This is a genomic window from Methylocystis borbori (genome assembly GCF_036576025.1).
In the GTDB taxonomy this organism is placed as follows: domain Bacteria; phylum Pseudomonadota; class Alphaproteobacteria; order Rhizobiales; family Beijerinckiaceae; genus Methylocystis; species Methylocystis borbori.
In genome coordinates, this window is sequence record NZ_JAZHYN010000003.1 from 89,769 (window position 1) to 106,403 (window position 16,635).

A 16,635-nucleotide genomic window follows, 5' to 3' on the forward strand; every position below is an offset into this window, starting at 1 on the left:
AGAGGCGCGGATGCGATGATCGCTCCTTGAAGAACGAACATGCAAAGCGCCGCGCAGGCGATGAGCCTGTGCATCGAGAACCGCCGCTGTTCCCTGAATTTCACCATGATTCAAAGTAGAGTAGCGGTCTTCAAAGTGTCAACGGACAGTCCGCTTCAAGCTTGCAATATCGCTTTACCGTTGCGTAGTTACAACACACCTATCTTCCGTCTACGCGCAGAAAATGCGTCAAATCAAAAAAGGAGAGCGCCTTCGCGAATCGACGATTCGCGAAGGCGCTCCAATATCGACATGCGCGTCTTACCTGTCGGAGACGTTATGGATGACGCGTTGCTCGACCGGCGTCTTTTGCCAGGGATCGGAAAATCGGGAAGAGGTCAAAAGCTCTTCGTCGGTGAGAGTCTTAAGGAACGCCACGAGATCGCGCTTCTCTTGCTCGCTCAGGTCTATTGGAACGATCAGCTCGCTCTTTCGCGAATTGAGTCTTCCGTCCCCTTGCTCCGGTCCGCTCGTCACATTGCGTCCGCCGGCGGCGTAGATGTCGATCACTTCTTCGAGCGTCGCGACGCTCCCGTCATGCATATAAGGGCCCGTCACGGCGATGTTTCGCAAGCTCGGCGCGCGGAACTTTCCCATATCCTCGATCGCGCCGGTGATTTCGAACAGGCCGCGATTGGGCGTCGGATAATCGCCCTTCCCATCGATATTGTAGAGGCCGGTATTGTGAAAGGGCGTTTCGATTTCGCGGGTTCGCGCATGATAGAACTGATCGTCGAAATTGACGCTGCCATGGCAATGATGGCACTCGGCCTTTTCGCCGAAAAAGAGGTCTTTGCCGCGCGTCTCTTCGGGCGTCAGCGTCGCCTTTCCTTCAAGATAGAGGTCATATTTCGACGAAGCGGACACGACGCCGCGTTCGAACACGGAGATCGCCTTGATGATATTGCCGAAGGCGATCGGATCCGGCTCGCCGGGAAAAGCCTCCGCGAAGTCGCGTCGATAATCGGCGTCGCTCTTGAACCGGCTTAGAATTTCTTTCTTGTTTTGATCGTTGACGCCCATTTCGATTGGCGCTTCGCCAAACATCGGCGCTTCCATCTGGCGCTCCAATGTCACCATCGCCGGATTGGCCCAGGTGAGCGTCGCGCGCCAGGCGGAATTGACGATGCTCGGCGCATTGCGGGGAGTCGTCTCGCCGGTCGCTCCGACAGAAACCTTCCGGCCGTCGGTAAAGGCGAGTTTCTGCAAATGGCAGGACGCGCAGCTTTCCTTGCCATTGCCGGACAGTCTCGTCTCGTAAAACAGCTTGCGGCCGAGTTGAAAGCGCGCTTCGGACATCGGATTGTCGGCGGGCGCGCGCGGCGGCGGCAAAAAGCTCGGAAGCGACCAGGACCACGCCGCAGGATCGGCGGCGGCGGGCCCGGCGAGCGCGACGAAAGGCGCCGCCGCGAGAATGAAGGAGCGCAGCTTCATCATTTCAAAGCCGCGCGCGGTTTCGATTCAACCCGGAAAATCTTGACGCCGGTCTTGGACGGTCTGCCAGCGTCATTGGCGTCGGGCGCGGTTTCCTTCAGATTGAGGCCGAGCTTTTCAAAGATCGGCGGGCATTCGCCATCGAACGGACCGCTCATGCAGCCGGTTGCGCCGCCTGTGTCGCGATTGAGATCGACGCCGGCGAACAGGGCTTCGAGATCCAGCACGACGCGCTGCTTGTCGGGATTGAACGCCGCGAAGCGAACCGGAACGCGATTTGCGGCCGAGCAGGATATGATCTCGCCCGTGAGAGGATCGCCTTTACAGCCTGTCGAGCCAAGATGCAGCATCCAGGTTGCTACGGTCACCGTGCCGTCGGCGTTCACTTTGACCGCTTCGGGCGGATCGGACTTCGTCGGATCGGCTTTTGCCGGATCGGAGCCGTTCGCGGCATCGGACGTCGCGCCCGGCGCCGGCGCGGCGGAGGCTGTTTGTTTCGGCCTTTGAGGCAATGGCGGGCGCGTGACGCCGCCTTCGGGATCGACCTCGATCTTTATGAATTTGCGCCCCGCCAGCCAGTTCCAAGCCATGGCCTGTATGTCCAGGGGCGCGGGCGCCGTGGCGAAATTGGAGTGGTTGAGCACGACATCCTTTCCGTCCTCTCCCTTGACGAGGCTCGGGACGCCGACGGTGAAGACGAGACCCTCATAATGGCCGGGCGGAACGGTTCCCTTGATGCTGTCGTTGAGAGTCGTCATGCCCTTGCAGGCGCCGCTTTTGTCAGCGAAATTCAGGAGCGCCGTATCAGCGTATTGCCAATCGTTCTGCTCCAATTCGACCGGAATTTCCCGACCGCTTCGTTCGACGAGCGCCAGCCCAGAAATATAAAAGCGCGCGTCATGAAGTTTCGCGTCGACATGATTTTTCCCAAGGCCTTTGATGTCAGGGCCGCAGCCGACGCCTTGCCCTCCCGCCGAAAGGCCGAATGAAATGACGACCGCGCGCTTTATGGAGGGCTGCTCCGCCCGCGAGGCCGTGGCGAAACCCACAAGGATGCTCAAGCCGAATAGGAAACTGCCGAATAGGAAACTTTTGCCGCCCATCTGAACTCCCCTCGTCCGCGTCAGACGCGACCGCCGACAGGGCGCTCTGATCGTCGGCGCGCTCCTGCCCAAAGGGTAAGACGTTTTTCGTCGGCAAAAGCCGACAAAAAAATTTTTGCCGGCGCCGTATTTTTTGGGCGGCGGAGCGTTCCGAACTGTCTCAGAATTCGTCGCAGCCTAAGGAAGAGGGCGAGTTGCGAAACGGAAGGCCGGATCGCTGGCGAAAAACGCGCTTTGCTGCGCGCGCTTATCGCCGCGCCAGGCCGGAAATCGGCGTTCCCAATTGGTTGCGAAATGGCGCCCCAGCGTAGATGAAACTGATAACTACGTTTCCGCTGGAGCGCTATGATATTCTAACCTTCGGGCCGCGAACACCGCAGTGTGCATCCGAGCCGCGCCAAAACTACTACGACTGATCGCTCCGAAGCGCGCTATCGCGGGTGCAGGAGTGAGTGCAAAGTCGGCAAGGGCCTCGATTCTAGTGTCGTTGAGGATGGAGCGATTCAGGTCGATCCGGATCGTGATTTCTTCCACTTCATAGTATCGCCCTGGGTCAGGCTGAAATCCTCGCGGTTGCACTCATGCACGTCGGGGAGCCGCCGTCGCTTTCTGGCAGGCTGTCGCTTGCGCCCGGAACCGCCAAGCGGCGTGAGCGAAACCAACAGAGCGATGCTCAGCGCGACAGATCCAATAGTGAACAGCACGAGATAGTCACCTTCGGTGGCCGCGAAGACATAGGAGAATAGGTAGCCAGCCGATGCTTGGCCGAGTGCAAAGACAATCGTGGCGACGCTCCATGCCGTCTTGCGATCATCCGGGTCGGCGATGATTTCTTGCGTGCGGCCAAGCGCAAGGGTCACGGTGCCGGAAACGGAGCCGCCGATGACCAGACTGGAAACGATCAACGCGACTGGCGACCTGGCGAAGACGGGTAGCGCGACGCAAATGACTTGGCAGGCAATCGCCCATCGCAGCGCACTCGCAAAGCCGATGGTGTCCGCCGAACGCCCGGCAATGATGGGCCCTAGGAGCGCGCCGATTCCGAAGACGACCCAATACCGGCCACCGACCTCAAGCCCGCTTGATAGCCCTCGCGCAACGAAGTCGACAAGGAAGACCATGTGCGGCACGAGTCCGACAGCTACCAATCCATAGATGACGTAGACCGCGACCAGTTGAGGATCACGGAGCCTTCCTCGACCGGACTCTCCGATCCGAACGCTTCTGGCAGCCGGCACCAAAGGTGCTTCGGTGGGCCACCAGTTCCACGCGCATGCCGTCGCGATCAGCGAAAGCGAGCCAAGCACGCACCAAGTTACTGTCGGCCCCACGGAGACCAAGGCCGGTACGAGGGTGCCCGAAAGGATTGTGCCAGACCCGACACCCGAAAAGATGAGTCCGGCAGAAAGTCCGCGCCTCTTTTCCGGCACGAATGGGAGAATGGTCGGGGCCGCCAGCACCATCAGCGAGCCCCCGGTCAAGCCCGAGACGAATCGCCATGCAAAGAACCAGACGAAAGGAAGAGGTGTGGCGCTTGCGAAAAACGCGACCGTCGCTCCCAACATCATTAGCCGCAAGGCTCGCTTCGCCTGCCATCGCATTGCGATTTGCTGGCCAATCAGTGCCCCGAAGAGATATCCGGCGAGGTTCGCGGCTCCAAGATAAACGGTCTGCGCCGGAGTGAACCAATCTTCAGCGATGAGAACCGGGATCAACGGCGAGTAGGCAAAACGCGACAAGCCAATTCCGACGAAGATCGCTAGCAGGGCGGCGGTCGTCAGCTTCCACCAACTAAGATCCTTAGCGTCGGTCATCAGCCCTCAACCTGCTGAATGGTCATGAACCAAAGTCTGAAAGGTCGAGACTAGGCACGGAGGAACTGAACCGGCCGACGAAAAGCCGTCAGGTCAACGAGAGCAATTCTCACGTCGGCGTCGCGTGAGGAATGATCTCTTGCACACGTGAAATATGCGGTGGTCGGTACGGGGACCGATGCGGATGATGGGAGAGTTCTCGCAGAGGCCTCCTTTCGTGACCGAAACAGCGTGTCGTTCCCTCGTTATTTCGCCGCTGCTGCCGACCTCCGACTTTGCTGAGTTCGTGTCGAAGCTGCAGAGCGAGGATGTACGCGCGCGTTTCGGGCGCCCAGTCCAGCCCGAAGGCCTTCCGGCTTTGTTAGCGCCGGTCGGGCCGGGCTATCGTGCCATCGGGGCTTGGAATGCCGAATCTTTGGTTGGAGCCGCAATGCTGGCCAAGCTCACCAACGGTCAGTATGAGTTCGCGCTCCTCGTCCGATCGGACATGCAGCGGCGTCGGATCGGAAGCGCGCTGACGTATCGCGCCTTCGGCGAGGCGGTTCATCTTGGCGCCAGTCAAGTGGTCGCTCACGTCCGCTCCGACAATACTGCGGCTCGAGCGCTCCTGCGGTCGACAGGCTTCTGTCCAATCAGCGGGCCTGGCCTTGAGGTGAGTTTCTTGGCCGAACTCGCTCCGTCACACGCATTCGGCTATGGCGCCACCGCTAATGCTCGTGCCGAGCGCGAGCATATCGGCTGTCGATAGACAGCTAAGCTGCTTTCCAGATGCCCGCGATGGCGCCGGCTTCCTTGCTCATAGGCACTAATTTCCCCGAAGCTCCATTTTCATCGGCTGATGCGGCTGTACAGATACCGAGAACCGCGTCGCACCAGGCGTGATGGTGACAAACGCCACCGCGAGAGTGGACCTAATGACGCGATCAGAAACACGACAGCTTGGTTTGCCGCGATTAAATCCATAGGCGACGTGATCTATTGTCCCATAAGTCAAATATGATATTGTCATATGACAAAAGGGGATTGCGGATGACCGCCTGGAAGCCGGACGTGCCAGCGGGGGACGCTCCACTCTATGAGCGGATCGCCGATGCGATCGAATGCGATATCCGGGACGGGACGCTGCCGCCGGGCGTTCGCCTCCCGCCGCATCGTGATCTGGCGCATGTGCTCTCAGTAAGCATCGGGACGATCACGAAGGCCTACGGAGAAGCGGAGCGTCGCGGATTACTATTCGGGCATGTCGGGCGTGGATCATTTGTTGCAGGCGACGGTCGCCCACACCCCTCGAGTGCGCCCGACGGCACCGTCGATCTCGCGCGCAATCTTCCAGCGGGCGGTCCTGGGGCAAAGCACTTTGCTGAGGCGCTTGCCCGGCTGCGGCGGAGACCCGATCTCGCCCTGGCCGCAGAGTATGCGCCGCCGGAAGGACTCGAGGTCGTACGTCGCATTGGGGCAGAGTGGCTTCGGCGTCGGCATGGCATGGAGGATGTCAGCGTAAACGATATTATACAAACCAATGGCGGCCAGCATGCCCTTGCGCTCGTGTTCGGCGCCCTGTGCCGCCCCGGGGATATGATCCTCTGTGAGGCCGCCACGTTCCATGGCGCTAAGACGTTGGCGGAAGTCGGAAGCTATCGCCTTCACGGTGTCGAGCTCGATGCGGGAGGCCTCAAGCCGGCGTCCCTGGAGAAGGCGATCGTGGAGACCGAAGCTCGCATACTCTACACCATACCGACCCTGCAGAATCCGACGACAATCACGATGAGCGCTTCGCGGCGGAAGCAGGTTGCGACGATCGCCCGGAAGCATAATGTGCTGATCGTCGAGGATGAAGCGTATCGGGCGATAGCATCGCTCGAGGATAGGCCGCCGACCTTTGCAGAGCTGGCGCCGGAGCGGACGATCCATGTCGCGACCGTCTCAAAGGCCTTTTCGCCGGGCCTCCGCCTCGGATTCCTGCGCGCGCCAAACGCTGTCGTCCGGGATCAAATTTTGCGCCATGTGCGCGCGACCGGTTACGCCCCCCCAGCGCTAGGAGCGCTTGTCTTCAGCCAATGGGTTGAGGACGGGACCGCTGATCTGATTGCCGACCAGATCGTGGAGGACGCGCGTAACAGGTTCGATGTAGCGAAGCGGATCTTGGGAAGCGCGATTGCCACTGCAGGTTCGCGACAGAGCCTGCACGTATGGCTTCCAATGTCCCCGCTTGAGGCAGAGCGCACTGCGGGACGAGCGCTCCGTGCCGGTGTGGAAGTCACGCCTCCGGACGCACCCATCGTCGCGGCTGACAAGATATCGGGGCTAAGAATCTGCTTGGGCGGCGCGGCGAGCCTTGCCGTGCTTGAAAGCGCACTCACCGTCATTGCGCAGTCACTGCAAGCCGAAGTCAGCCGTCAGGGCCGCGCCGTGGTTTGATGTTGCGAGGCTGTGCACATCTCGAGGAGATCGAGAGTCGCTCAGTGCGTTCGGCTTGCATGCGTTCTTACCGCTTATAGTTCGACGCACTCCATGCTTTCCGCGCGCCCAAGATTGGTCGGGGCCAACTCTGCTCATCCGTCGGTGAGACCTTCTCGTTTGCCGTCGACCAAAAACGCGGATGCATTCTGGCAAATGCCCGAGCAGCCCCGCCATGCCACATGTGACCCTGCGCTCCGACAATCCGCGGGAAGGATCAGCCGGCTGCTCCAGCGCATCGCAATTTGGCGCGACCGCGCCTATCGCCGACGCCAGCTGGCAGAGATGAGGCCTACCGAATGGAAGGACTTGGGGTTGACCCGGTGGGACGTAGTGCGCGAAGTCGAAAAACCGTTTTGGCGTCGGTAGCCACACGGTCGTCGAGGTGTTCCGGCGTTGAGCGATAGCAGGAGATCGCATCGAGATCCTGTGAGGTGTCATTCGTTTGTGAGCACTGGAGGAGCGACATTCCATGAGCGCTCGCTACCCGTGTTCGTAGTCGTGCGCAGCCGGGCTGCGTAGAGGCCACCCAGAGCGATAAGGCCGGAGGATTGAGCGTTGCTCACCTGTTGGAGAGCGTAACGCGTTTGTCTCGCAGCCCTCCAAGCGCTGTCCTGCCAGACATGGACTCGTTCATCCGAGCGCATCGTCCAACCGAGCCGCCGCCATCCTGCAATGGGGGCGGCCCCTGATGGAGGTACGAACACCATGAGCGTCTCAACCGCCAAGAGCCCATCATCTGGCTTCACCGTTCCTATCGTTCTGGTGATCATTGCGGCTGCGACGATCCTATCTATCAGCATGGGGATTCGTCAGAGCCTTGGTCTATTCCTGCCGCCCATCAATGCGGAGCTTGGCGTGTCCGCATCGGCCTTTGGCTTCGCGCTTGCGCTACAGAGCCTGATCTGGGGGATCAGCCAGCCATTCGTCGGCGCGCTCGGCGATCGATTCGGGGCTCGACCAGTCGTAATCGGCTGTGCGGCAATCTACGCGCTCGGTCTCTTACTGATGGCATGGGGAAAGCCGATACTTGGACTAAATGCTGGCGCGGGTCTCATGGTCGGCATCGGCATCGCCGGCACTGGCTTCGGCGTTCTGTTCGGCGCCGTAGCGCGCATCGTCCCTGCTGATAGGCGGGTGCAGACGCTGGGCATGGTCTCAGCCGCGGGATCGCTCGCTACCCTCCTCATTGCACCTCTGGGTCAGTATCTCATCGTCCACAATGGGTGGCGGGTCGGTGCGATCGCCTTTGTTCTGATCTCGTTGCTGATGGCCGTCCTTGGCGTGATGATGGGCCCCAAGCCCGCTGAGATCCGGACGGAGGCTGATCAAGAGGGCTCAAGTATCCGCGACTCGTTGCTGGCAGCTGCGCGACATCCTGGCTTCGTTGCCATGACCATCGCGTTCTTTGCCTGCGGCTTTCAACTGATGTATATCACCGTACATCTGCCCGCTTTCCTCGCCTTCTGCGGCGTACCGCCAACAATCAGCGCGACCGCGCTCGGCGTCATCGGGCTTGGCAATGCGGCCGGCTCCTTGCTCGCGGGATATCTCGGCGCGCGGTACAGTCAGAAGCGACTTCTCGCCCTAGCCTATCTCCTGCGAACAATTACCATCATTTGCTTTGTGGCGATGCCCGTGACCCCCGCGTCCACCATTGTATTTGCAGCTACTATGGGCGTGCTTTGGCTTGGTGTTGTACCGCTCGTAAGCGGACTCATTGTCAAGCTATTTGGTCTGCAACACTTCAATACGCTCTTCGGCTTCGCGTTCCTCAGCCATCAGGTCGGCGCGTTCATCGGCTCATGGCTTGGTGGTTTAAGCTTCGATGTGACCGGCTCCTATACGGTAGCGTGGGGCTCGATGATCTTAATCGGGGCCTGCGCCTTCTTGTTGCAGTGGTTCATGGATGACCAGCCGCGCCCTTCGAGCGGAGGTGCTGGTCTAGCGTTGCCCGCAACGACATGACTAGCCGCAAGCCGATGCTCGGCGGACCACACCGGGGCCGCCGGCCTCGCTAGTGTGTTCCCCTTACCCACAATGCCGCGGTCACCTCGCTGGCATTCTCTTGCGCTACCGCGTGAGATTTTGGCAAGCGAGCATGAAGAGTACCCGTTTGCGATGCGGGGGATACCGCAGGCATCACTTGTTCATGCCCAACAAGCGCACCGATCAGTCACCGCCAAACAAGGTTCCGCTAACGCTCGAGCAATATCGCCGAATGTCAATTTACGAGCGAGATCAGTTCTTCGCCGACCTCCGCCGACAACGGAGCGTAGAAATGGCGGAAATGATCTGCCGGTTTGTCCGGGCCGGCGCACATGCCCTACGCAAAGCTGGGCCGCGCATCCAAGGCGCTATCGGGAAAATCAAGAACAGGAGGACGAAGAGACCGTAACTATTGCTTCCAACATCTTGCGTCGCCATCAACTCACAGCCGCTGCGGCACAGCTGGGGTACCGTGAACGACCTTTCATCCGCAGATGATGATTTGTCGGCTGACCGCAAGACCCTCGAAAGGCAGGTTGTTCGGCGCAAGCGAGCTGGTCGCAGGCGACGGCGCCTGGGAACCATCACGGTGCAGGAGAGGACGCAATATCGATACTCGGTCTTCACCCACCAGATGCGCGAGCGCAGCGCATTGGGCTGGATGACGCCTGCCCTCGCACCGTGGCTCGCCGCGTTCGGAACTGCGAGGCGCGGCCGTGGACATCGAACTAAGGCAGTTGCGCTACGTCATAGCGGCAGCAGACCAACGGAGCTTTCGGCGAGCGGCGGAGGGCTTGCGCCTGCGTCAGTCGACTTTGAGCCGTCGCATTCGGGATGTGGAACTGCAACTCGGCGTCGGGCTGTTCGAGCGCTCCCACGCTGGTGTGCGCCCAACGCTGGCCGGAGCCGAATTCGTTCGCATAGCTCGGAACGTTGTCGAAGAGGTCGATAGAATGGCGGCAGCAGCAACCGCTGCCGGACGGGGTGAGGCGGGGCGCTTGGTGGTGGGATTCTACACTTCGCTTTCTGCCGGAAATCTGCGTCTGGCATTACAGGACTTCAAACGCTTCCGGCCTGATGTTGAGATTGCCACGGTCGAAGGAACACGCGCGCGGTTGTTCAGCGGGTTGAGCAATGGCGCGATCGATGTGGCAGTCGTAACAGGCGATCTTGGTAACAATCGGCTTGAATCTCTGCCCCTGTGGAGCGAACGCGTCATTGTTGCACTGCCTGAGTCGCATGCCCTGGCGAGCAATGAGATCGTATTCTGGACAGATCTTCGCGGAGAAACGTTCCTTCTGAGCCAAAAGGATCCAGGACCTGAGATTCAAGACATATTGGTATCAAAGCTCGCCGCGCCAGGCGATCGGCCGAAAGTCGTGCGGCACGATGCCAGCGGAGAGAACATCAAGAGCCTTGTGGGTGCTGGCTTTGGCGTGAGTCTCATTTGTGAAGCTTCCATCGGAGGCACGTTCAGCGGCGTGGTCTATCGAGAAGCACGCGACGGCAACGGACCCACCAGTATCAGCTACGCCGCTCATTGGGATCGCGACAATACCAATCCGGCCCTCTCGGGATTCGTGCGGCTGTTGAGGGAGCGCTTCGCTCCACTAAATACGCGACCTTGACTCACTAGGTCAGTTTCTTTGCCATGTGGTGACGACGAAGGCCCGCACCCACAACCTTGTGAGACATTCTGTCAGCAGTCTCTTCGGCGACCAGGCTGAAGCCAACACTGCGATACAGAGCGAGTGCGGACTTCTGAAGCTCTGAGGTGCTAAGGACGATCCGGTCATATCCCGCTGCCTTGCCGGTGCTCTCGGCATGGGCCAACATTTGGCGCGCGATGCCCTGGCGACGGAAAGCGGGAGCGACATACATGCGTCGCAGTTCTGCGGCGCCACTCCCCCCCGCCTCAAGCCCATACATTCCGACAAGGCGATTGTCGGCAACAGTCTCGGCGATCCAGAACGAACCTGCTCGTTCCGCGTAATATTCCGGAATCCGCTCTATTTCCTCCACGAGCGCACGAGCGATATAAATCTCAAACTGGCTCTTGAGATGCGCCGGCGCGAGTTGACGGTTTACCGCGATGAACAGTCTACGGACGAACTCGCGGTCTTGCGCATCGTACAGTCGGATGCGGATTGAGGGACGCGATTTGCGAGTCGCCGCGCTAGTGCTGGCCGCCATGTCCGTTCCTGCATCGTCCAACATGAAGCACGTCAGAGGGTCAAGCGTCGGGCAGCGCCGGTGCGCCAGGCCAAGCGTAGCCTTTCGAAGCGCATGAGGGTCGCCTTGTCGCAGAGAACTTGACCACATTGGTCGTTGCAGCGAGCTCAGCGATCGGCTCGGCTGACGTTCGCCACTCGGAGTCGAGCAGAGCATAGATGAAAACGTCGCGGTAGCTGGGCTCCACGAAATCACGGCCGCGCAATAGCCCCTCTTTTCGGAAAGACAGACGTTCAAGGAGCTGGAGGGCGTTAATATTGTCAGGCTCGATGGCTGCCTCCACCCGGTGAAGGACAAGCGTTTCGAAGCAGTAGCAGAGAAGCGCAGGGACGGCTTCGCTCATCAGACCTTGCCGCCAATGTCTGCGCGCCAAGATATATCTGATGGCGGCCCGCCGGTGGCATGGCTCCCGTCGATGATATTGTACCATCCCGACGGGAAAGCGCTCCCCTTTGAAGGTCAAGCACCACGTACCTTGGTAGGGTCCGGAAGCGAAATGGGAACGGAGCATTTCTGCCGTTTGCTCCACAGTCCGACGAACCGGAAAATCCCAGTAATGCATGGCAATGGGATCGCCGAAGATCGGAAACAGCATTTCCGCGTCGTCCGAACTCAGGGGTCGCAGGACGAGGCGGGTGGTGGTCAGGTCCGGCAAGGGTTTGCCACCTTGCATGTTCGTGGGCGAGCTCCAGATGGGGCAACTGTTCATGAACCTATTGATGCTCTGGCTGAGAACAGACAACCTGATCTCGACAGGGATAGGCAGCAATATTGTAAGCGCTGTTCCGGCGGCACCTTTCGCGCGTGATCGTAAGGAACGATGTTCGGAGCCTTTGAGGGCTTCGACACATGACGATTTCAGAGCTTACGCTTAAATCCAACGATCCCGAGCCCGCGCGGCGTTTCGAGGTGTTCACGGGTTCCGGCCGGCGGCGTGAATGGTTGTCGGAGGAGAAGGCGCGGATCGTGGCGGAAAGCTACGATGTCGGCGAGACCGTGAGCGCGGTGGCCCGGCGACATGCATTGTCCCCGCAGCAGTTGTTCGCGTGGCGTCGGGCCGCGCGTCTTCCGTTGGAAGAGACGCGGGAGCCGGAGCCATTGTTTGTTCCTGCGGTGATTGCGGCGCCGGAGCCCAAACTGGCGGGTAAGCGCGCGAGATCGACGCGGAAGCGGAAGGCCGCGCGAGACGCCGGCGTGATCGAGCTGGAGATCGACGGTGTTGCGATGCGGGTCGGCCGTGGCGCCGACGCCAAGACGGTGGCGGCGGTGATCCGTGCGCTGAAGGCAACGTCGTGATCGGGCCGACGGGTGCGGTCAAGGTGATGGTCGCGACGAAGCCGGTGGACTTCCGCAAGGGCGCGGAAGGCCTGGCGGCGCTGGTGCGCGAGACGATGGGCGCCGACCCGTTCAGCGGCGCGGTTTACGTGTTCCGCGCGAAGCGGACGGACCGGATCAAGCTGATCTTCTGGGACGGCACCGGCGTCTGCCTCTATGCCAAGCGGCTGGAGGATGGCGAGTTCCGCTGGCCCAAAGCGCAGGATGGGATCATGCGACTGACGGCCGCGCAGCTGTCGGCGCTGCTCGAAGGTCTCGACTGGCGACGGGTCCATGAAGCCCGCCGGACGCGTGTTCCGGTGCAGGCCAGTTGATCCGCGACCAAGTGAATCAGCCTGGATTCCACTGTCGCCCGGTGCCGGCGAATATGGTCTGATCCGCTCATGGCGATGACGGCCGACCAGCTTCCCGACGATCCGGATGCGCTGAAGGCGATGGTCCTGGCGCGCGACGTCGAGAACGCCCGGCTGATCCAGATCATCAGGGAACTGCAGCGTCACCGCTTCGGCCGTCGCGCCGAGACTCTGCCGGAAGACCAGTTGCTGCTCGGGCTCGAAGAGGCCGAGCAGATCGAGGCAGCGAGCGAAGAAGAAGCCGAACGTGCCGACCCGCGCGAACGCAATGAGCGCGCAGGAAAGCGCCGGGCGAACCGTGGCGCACTGCCTGCGCATCTTCCTCGCGTCGAAACGATCGTCGACATCGACGATCACGCCTGTCCCTGCTGTCGCCATGGCCTGCACCGGATCGGCGAGGACGTGAGCGAGCGGCTCGACATCGTTCCCGCGCAACTGCGGGTGATCGTGGTGCGCCGGCCGAAATATGCCTGCCGCGCCTGCGAGGACATGGTCGTCCAGGCTCCGGCTTCCGCCCGGCTGATCGAAGGCGGCCTGCCGACCGAGGCGACGGTTGCCCAGGTGCTGGTCTCCAAATACGCCGATCACCTGCCGCTCTATCGCCAGGCGCAAATCTACGCCCGGCAGGGCATCAATCTCGATCGCTCCACGCTCGCCGACTGGGTCGGCCGTGCCGCCTGGCACCTGCGTCCGGTGCACGAGCGATTGCTTGGCAAGCTGAAGTCCTCACCGAAACTCTTCGCCGACGAAACCACGGCACCGGTGCTCGATCCCGGCCGCGGCAAGACCAAGTCAGGCCAGCTATGGGCCTACGCCCGCGATGATCGGCCATGGCAGGGCAGCGATCCGCCGGGCGTGGCCTATGTCTATGCGCCCGACCGAAAGGCCGAGCGGCCGATTGCCCATCTGACGGGCTTCACCGGTATCCTGCAGGTCGACGGCTATGGCGGCTATCGCGTGCTGGCCGAGAAGAGCGGCGTCACGCTCGCCTTCTGCTGGGCGCACGTGCGCCGGCGCTTCTACGAACTCGCCGCGGCCGGTCCCGCGCCGATCGCCAGCGAGGCGCTGAGACGGATCGCTGAACTCTACAGAATCGAGGACGACATCCGTGGACGATCGCCTGAACAGCGCCGTGCTGTCCGTCAGGAAAAGAGCCTCCCGATCGTCACCGATCTCGAACCGTGGCTGCGCGAGAAGCTCGGGCTGATCAGCCAGAAGACAAAACTCGCCGAGGCGATCCGCTACACGCTCTCGCGCTGGGATGGCCTGTCGCGCTTCCTCGACGACGGTCGAATCGAGATCGACAGCAACACCGTCGAACGCTCGATCCGCCCGATCGCGCTCAACCGGAAGAACGCACTCTTCGCCGGATCGGACGGCGGCGCAGAGCACTGGGCCGTCGTCGCCTCCCTAATCGAAACCTGCAAACTGAATGCAGTCGAGCCGCTCGGCTACCTCGCCGACGTGCTCACCAGGATCGTCAACGGCCACCCCAACAGCCAGATCGACGATCTCCTGCCGTGGGCCTACATCCGGGCGCCCGAGCTCAAGGCAGTGGCCTGAGAACATCGCTTACGCAATATTTGAAAACGAGCTGCCGGCCGGGGCAAGAGAGTTTATCTCACCAGCTCGCGAGGGATGTTCGGCCATGTTGTCCGCTTTGAGCGTTAGCTCTGCGCGCTGACTCGCCGGCTGTTGGAGCTCCGTGCAGGTAGCTCAGCACTTGTGGAGCGCGTCCGCACGTTGAGAGGCGGCTCATGGTTATTCTTCAGCTCTTCGAGGATCCACGCACGGAACAGCTTCGTCTCCGGCCGATCGAATGCGAGTTGTGTACCGACAAGCCAATAGCTTGTGTCGGCCGGAATAGCCGGACCGGCAACCTCCACCAGACTTCCGTCCTGAAGATAGTCGTCTACCAGCGGTTTGCGGCCCATCGCTACTCCCAGCCCGCGCATCGCTCCCTCGGCGGCGAGCTGAATAGTATCGACACGAATTGCGCGGTCATTTGCAGGAGGGATTATCCCTTTGGCCTCGAACCATGCGTGCCAATCTTCCCGGACTGTTGTGACATGGATGAGCGGCACACGACCCAGGAGGTCGACTTCGCTTTCGTAGGGTGTGTTTCTCCGCAGCTCTGGTGAACAAACCGGAACGACCATCTCCGGGATAAGCTGAGTCCAGGACTCACCCGATTTTGGCTCGGTCCCTCTTCGTATGGCGAGGTCGAAGCCGTCGACCGGAAAATCGACGTAGTGTCTCGCCGTGTCGATCGTGACGCGGATATCGGGATAAAGTTCGGTGAAACGGGCGAGCCGTGGAAGGAGCCAGCGATTTGCGAACGTCGGAGCGCTGCTCACGGAAAGCGCTCCCGTGGCGCGGCGTCCCGGCAAACGTTCCGTCGCGCTTGCAAGGATTGATAGCGCCGTCTGAACTTCCGGCGCATAGGCTTGCCCAGCGGCCGTTAGCGAGAGGCCGCGAGAGCCGCGATGGAAGAGTTCGGTTCCCAGCCAATTTTCCAGCGTCTGGATGCCATGGCTCACCGCGCTAGGAGTAATGTGAATCTCATCGGCAGCGAGCTTGAAGCTGCCCAGACGTGCTGCCGCCTCGAAGAGGCGCAGCGTGTTTACTGGGGGAAGCCTAAAGCCCATCTGTCGATCATGTCCCAAAGCCGACGCCCAACATCTTAGCATTGTCACGCTCGTATTTGGTATGTCAATTCTTAGATTGTCATATGAGACAATCAGAGTGCAATACGAGCGCTGTGCCGCTAATCGGTTCTCGATAGCGTGGTAACGGCATCTCCCTTGCTAGGATCCTAGCCAAAGCATGTCCCGTGTTGTTGCGCACCAGTTTGGCGTCCCCAGTCAATTTCTTGCCTATGAGCCGTGCGATATGCCCGCGGTGGATGCGGGCTGCGCCCTGGTGAGGATGCAGGCCAGCCCGATCAATCCGTCTGACCTGATACCCGTTACTGGCGCCTACCGACACCGCACCACTCTCCCCTTCGTGCCTGGCTTCGAAGGCATCGGCATGGTCATGGACGTTGGCGAGGGTGCCGATCGGAACCTGATCGGTCGTCGCGTGCTGCCCCTAGGCACGGCGGGATGTTGGCAGACCTGGAAAGTCCTATCGGCCGATTGGTGCGTAGCGGTGCCGGACGACATAGACGACGAACGAGCCGCGACGGCGTACATCAATCCGCTCACGGCATTGCTGATGGTGCGGACGCTTGCTTTGCGAGCGGGTGACGCGATCGGGATCAACGCGGCCGGCTCGGCAATCGGCCGGATGCTGGTGCGAATGGTGGCGGCGGCCGGCGCGCGACCTTTCGCCATTGTCCGCTCGCGATCGGCGTATGATGCTCTCCAAGACGAGCCGGCAGACGTGGTGAGGGAAGGAGCAACCCTCCCGCCATTGAACGCGGGGCTGGATGCTGTGGGGGGCGTCTCAGGCGCCCGCCTTGCTGCGGCCATAGTGCCCGGCGGTCTGCTTATCCATTACGGCCTCATGTCTGGCCAGCCTCTGAGGGATGCAGGGAAGGCCAAGCTTATGCTCTTCCGGCTGAGAGACTCAGTGCATGCAATGCCGCGTGCGGAGTTTCATGCCTCGATGGATAAGAGCTTCGCAGAGATACGCGCTGGCCGCGCTAGCTGCTCCATTTGCGCGAATTACCCTCTCGAAGCATATCGCGACGCGCTGGCCCACAATGCCCGCGACGGACGGCAGGGCAAGATCCTCCTGCGACCATAGTGCGCAGAAGTGGAGGAGGCCGCTCGGCGACACCACCGCCGTTCTCTGATCACTACCCAAAGCCACCTGTCGCTTTCCGCCCGTTGCCGGCGTTGTCGCCGGATATCAAACGTCAGGCTGCCCACTAAG

At 61.0% G+C, this 16,635-nt stretch carries 14 protein-coding genes; 8 read left to right on the forward strand and 6 right to left on the reverse strand.

Translation table 11 applies throughout. The annotated features are described in order from the left end of the window. Positions 1-300: 300 nt before the first annotated feature. From V3H18_RS01920 to V3H18_RS01930, 3 genes are all read right to left on the reverse strand, one after another. Entirely contained in the window at positions 301-1,476 is a 1,176-nt protein-coding gene (locus V3H18_RS01920; RefSeq protein ID WP_332080189.1) for an MbnH family di-heme enzyme, read from the reverse strand. Continuing rightward, complete coding sequence (locus tag V3H18_RS01925) at positions 1,473-2,576, reverse strand: MbnP family copper-binding protein (RefSeq protein WP_332080190.1); 1,104 nt, start codon at positions 2,574-2,576, stop codon at positions 1,473-1,475. Before V3H18_RS01925 ends, V3H18_RS01920 begins: the two co-directional genes overlap by 4 nt. A 503-nt stretch (positions 2,577-3,079) precedes the next feature. Continuing rightward, complete coding sequence (locus tag V3H18_RS01930) at positions 3,080-4,390, reverse strand: YbfB/YjiJ family MFS transporter (RefSeq protein ID WP_332080191.1); 1,311 nt, start codon at positions 4,388-4,390, stop codon at positions 3,080-3,082. Positions 4,391-4,820: 430 nt separating this feature from the next. On the opposite strand from V3H18_RS01930, the gene V3H18_RS16625 reads away from it, so the two are divergent. From V3H18_RS16625 to V3H18_RS01950, 4 genes are all read left to right on the forward strand, one after another. Beyond that, positions 4,821-5,138: a GNAT family N-acetyltransferase gene (locus V3H18_RS16625; RefSeq protein WP_408631744.1), complete on the forward strand. Its 318-nt coding sequence runs from the start codon at positions 4,821-4,823 to the stop codon at positions 5,136-5,138. 281 nt (positions 5,139-5,419) lie between these two features. Next, entirely contained in the window at positions 5,420-6,808 is a 1,389-nt protein-coding gene (locus V3H18_RS01940) for an aminotransferase-like domain-containing protein (protein ID WP_332080193.1), read from the forward strand. A 747-nt stretch (positions 6,809-7,555) separates the two neighbouring features. After that, positions 7,556-8,815: an MFS transporter gene (locus V3H18_RS01945; RefSeq protein ID WP_332080194.1), complete on the forward strand. Its 1,260-nt coding sequence runs from the start codon at positions 7,556-7,558 to the stop codon at positions 8,813-8,815. Positions 8,816-9,552: 737 nt separating this feature from the next. Continuing rightward, entirely contained in the window at positions 9,553-10,464 is a 912-nt protein-coding gene (locus tag V3H18_RS01950) for a LysR family transcriptional regulator (RefSeq protein WP_332080195.1), read from the forward strand. Between the two features lie 4 nt (positions 10,465-10,468). Here the strand turns inward: V3H18_RS01950 and V3H18_RS01955 are convergent, their stop codons facing one another. Both V3H18_RS01955 and V3H18_RS01960 read right to left on the reverse strand, forming a co-directional pair. Continuing rightward, positions 10,469-11,029 (reverse strand): GNAT family N-acetyltransferase, encoded by a 561-nt coding sequence (locus V3H18_RS01955; RefSeq protein ID WP_332080196.1) that lies wholly within the window; start codon positions 11,027-11,029, stop codon positions 10,469-10,471. 40 nt (positions 11,030-11,069) lie between these two features. Further along, positions 11,070-11,723, reverse strand: a complete 654-nt coding sequence (locus tag V3H18_RS01960) for a GNAT family N-acetyltransferase (RefSeq protein ID WP_332080197.1) — start codon at positions 11,721-11,723, stop codon at positions 11,070-11,072. Between the two features lie 194 nt (positions 11,724-11,917). On the opposite strand from V3H18_RS01960, the gene tnpA reads away from it, so the two are divergent. From tnpA to tnpC, 3 genes are all read left to right on the forward strand, one after another. Next, positions 11,918-12,364, forward strand: a complete 447-nt coding sequence (gene tnpA, locus V3H18_RS01965) for an IS66-like element accessory protein TnpA (protein WP_332080198.1) — start codon at positions 11,918-11,920, stop codon at positions 12,362-12,364. Continuing rightward, on the forward strand, positions 12,361-12,717 hold the full coding sequence (gene tnpB, locus V3H18_RS01970) for an IS66 family insertion sequence element accessory protein TnpB (RefSeq protein ID WP_332080199.1): 357 nt from the start codon (positions 12,361-12,363) through the stop codon (positions 12,715-12,717). Before tnpA ends, tnpB begins: the two co-directional genes overlap by 4 nt. 69 nt (positions 12,718-12,786) lie before the next feature. After that, positions 12,787-14,319, forward strand: coding sequence for an IS66 family transposase (tnpC, locus tag V3H18_RS01975; RefSeq protein WP_332080200.1), 1,533 nt, complete (start codon positions 12,787-12,789; stop codon positions 14,317-14,319). A gap of 104 nt (positions 14,320-14,423) precedes the next feature. Here tnpC and V3H18_RS01980 read toward each other — a convergent pair whose 3' ends face one another. After that, positions 14,424-15,404 carry a LysR substrate-binding domain-containing protein gene (locus V3H18_RS01980; protein ID WP_332080201.1) on the reverse strand — a complete coding sequence of 327 codons (981 nt, stop codon included), beginning with the start codon at positions 15,402-15,404 and terminating at the stop codon, positions 14,424-14,426. A gap of 178 nt (positions 15,405-15,582) precedes the next feature. Here V3H18_RS01980 and V3H18_RS01985 point away from each other — a divergent pair, with 178 nt between their 5' ends. Then, positions 15,583-16,506 carry a zinc-dependent alcohol dehydrogenase family protein gene (locus tag V3H18_RS01985; protein WP_332080202.1) on the forward strand — a complete coding sequence of 308 codons (924 nt, stop codon included), beginning with the start codon at positions 15,583-15,585 and terminating at the stop codon, positions 16,504-16,506. Positions 16,507-16,635 lie beyond the last annotated feature (129 nt).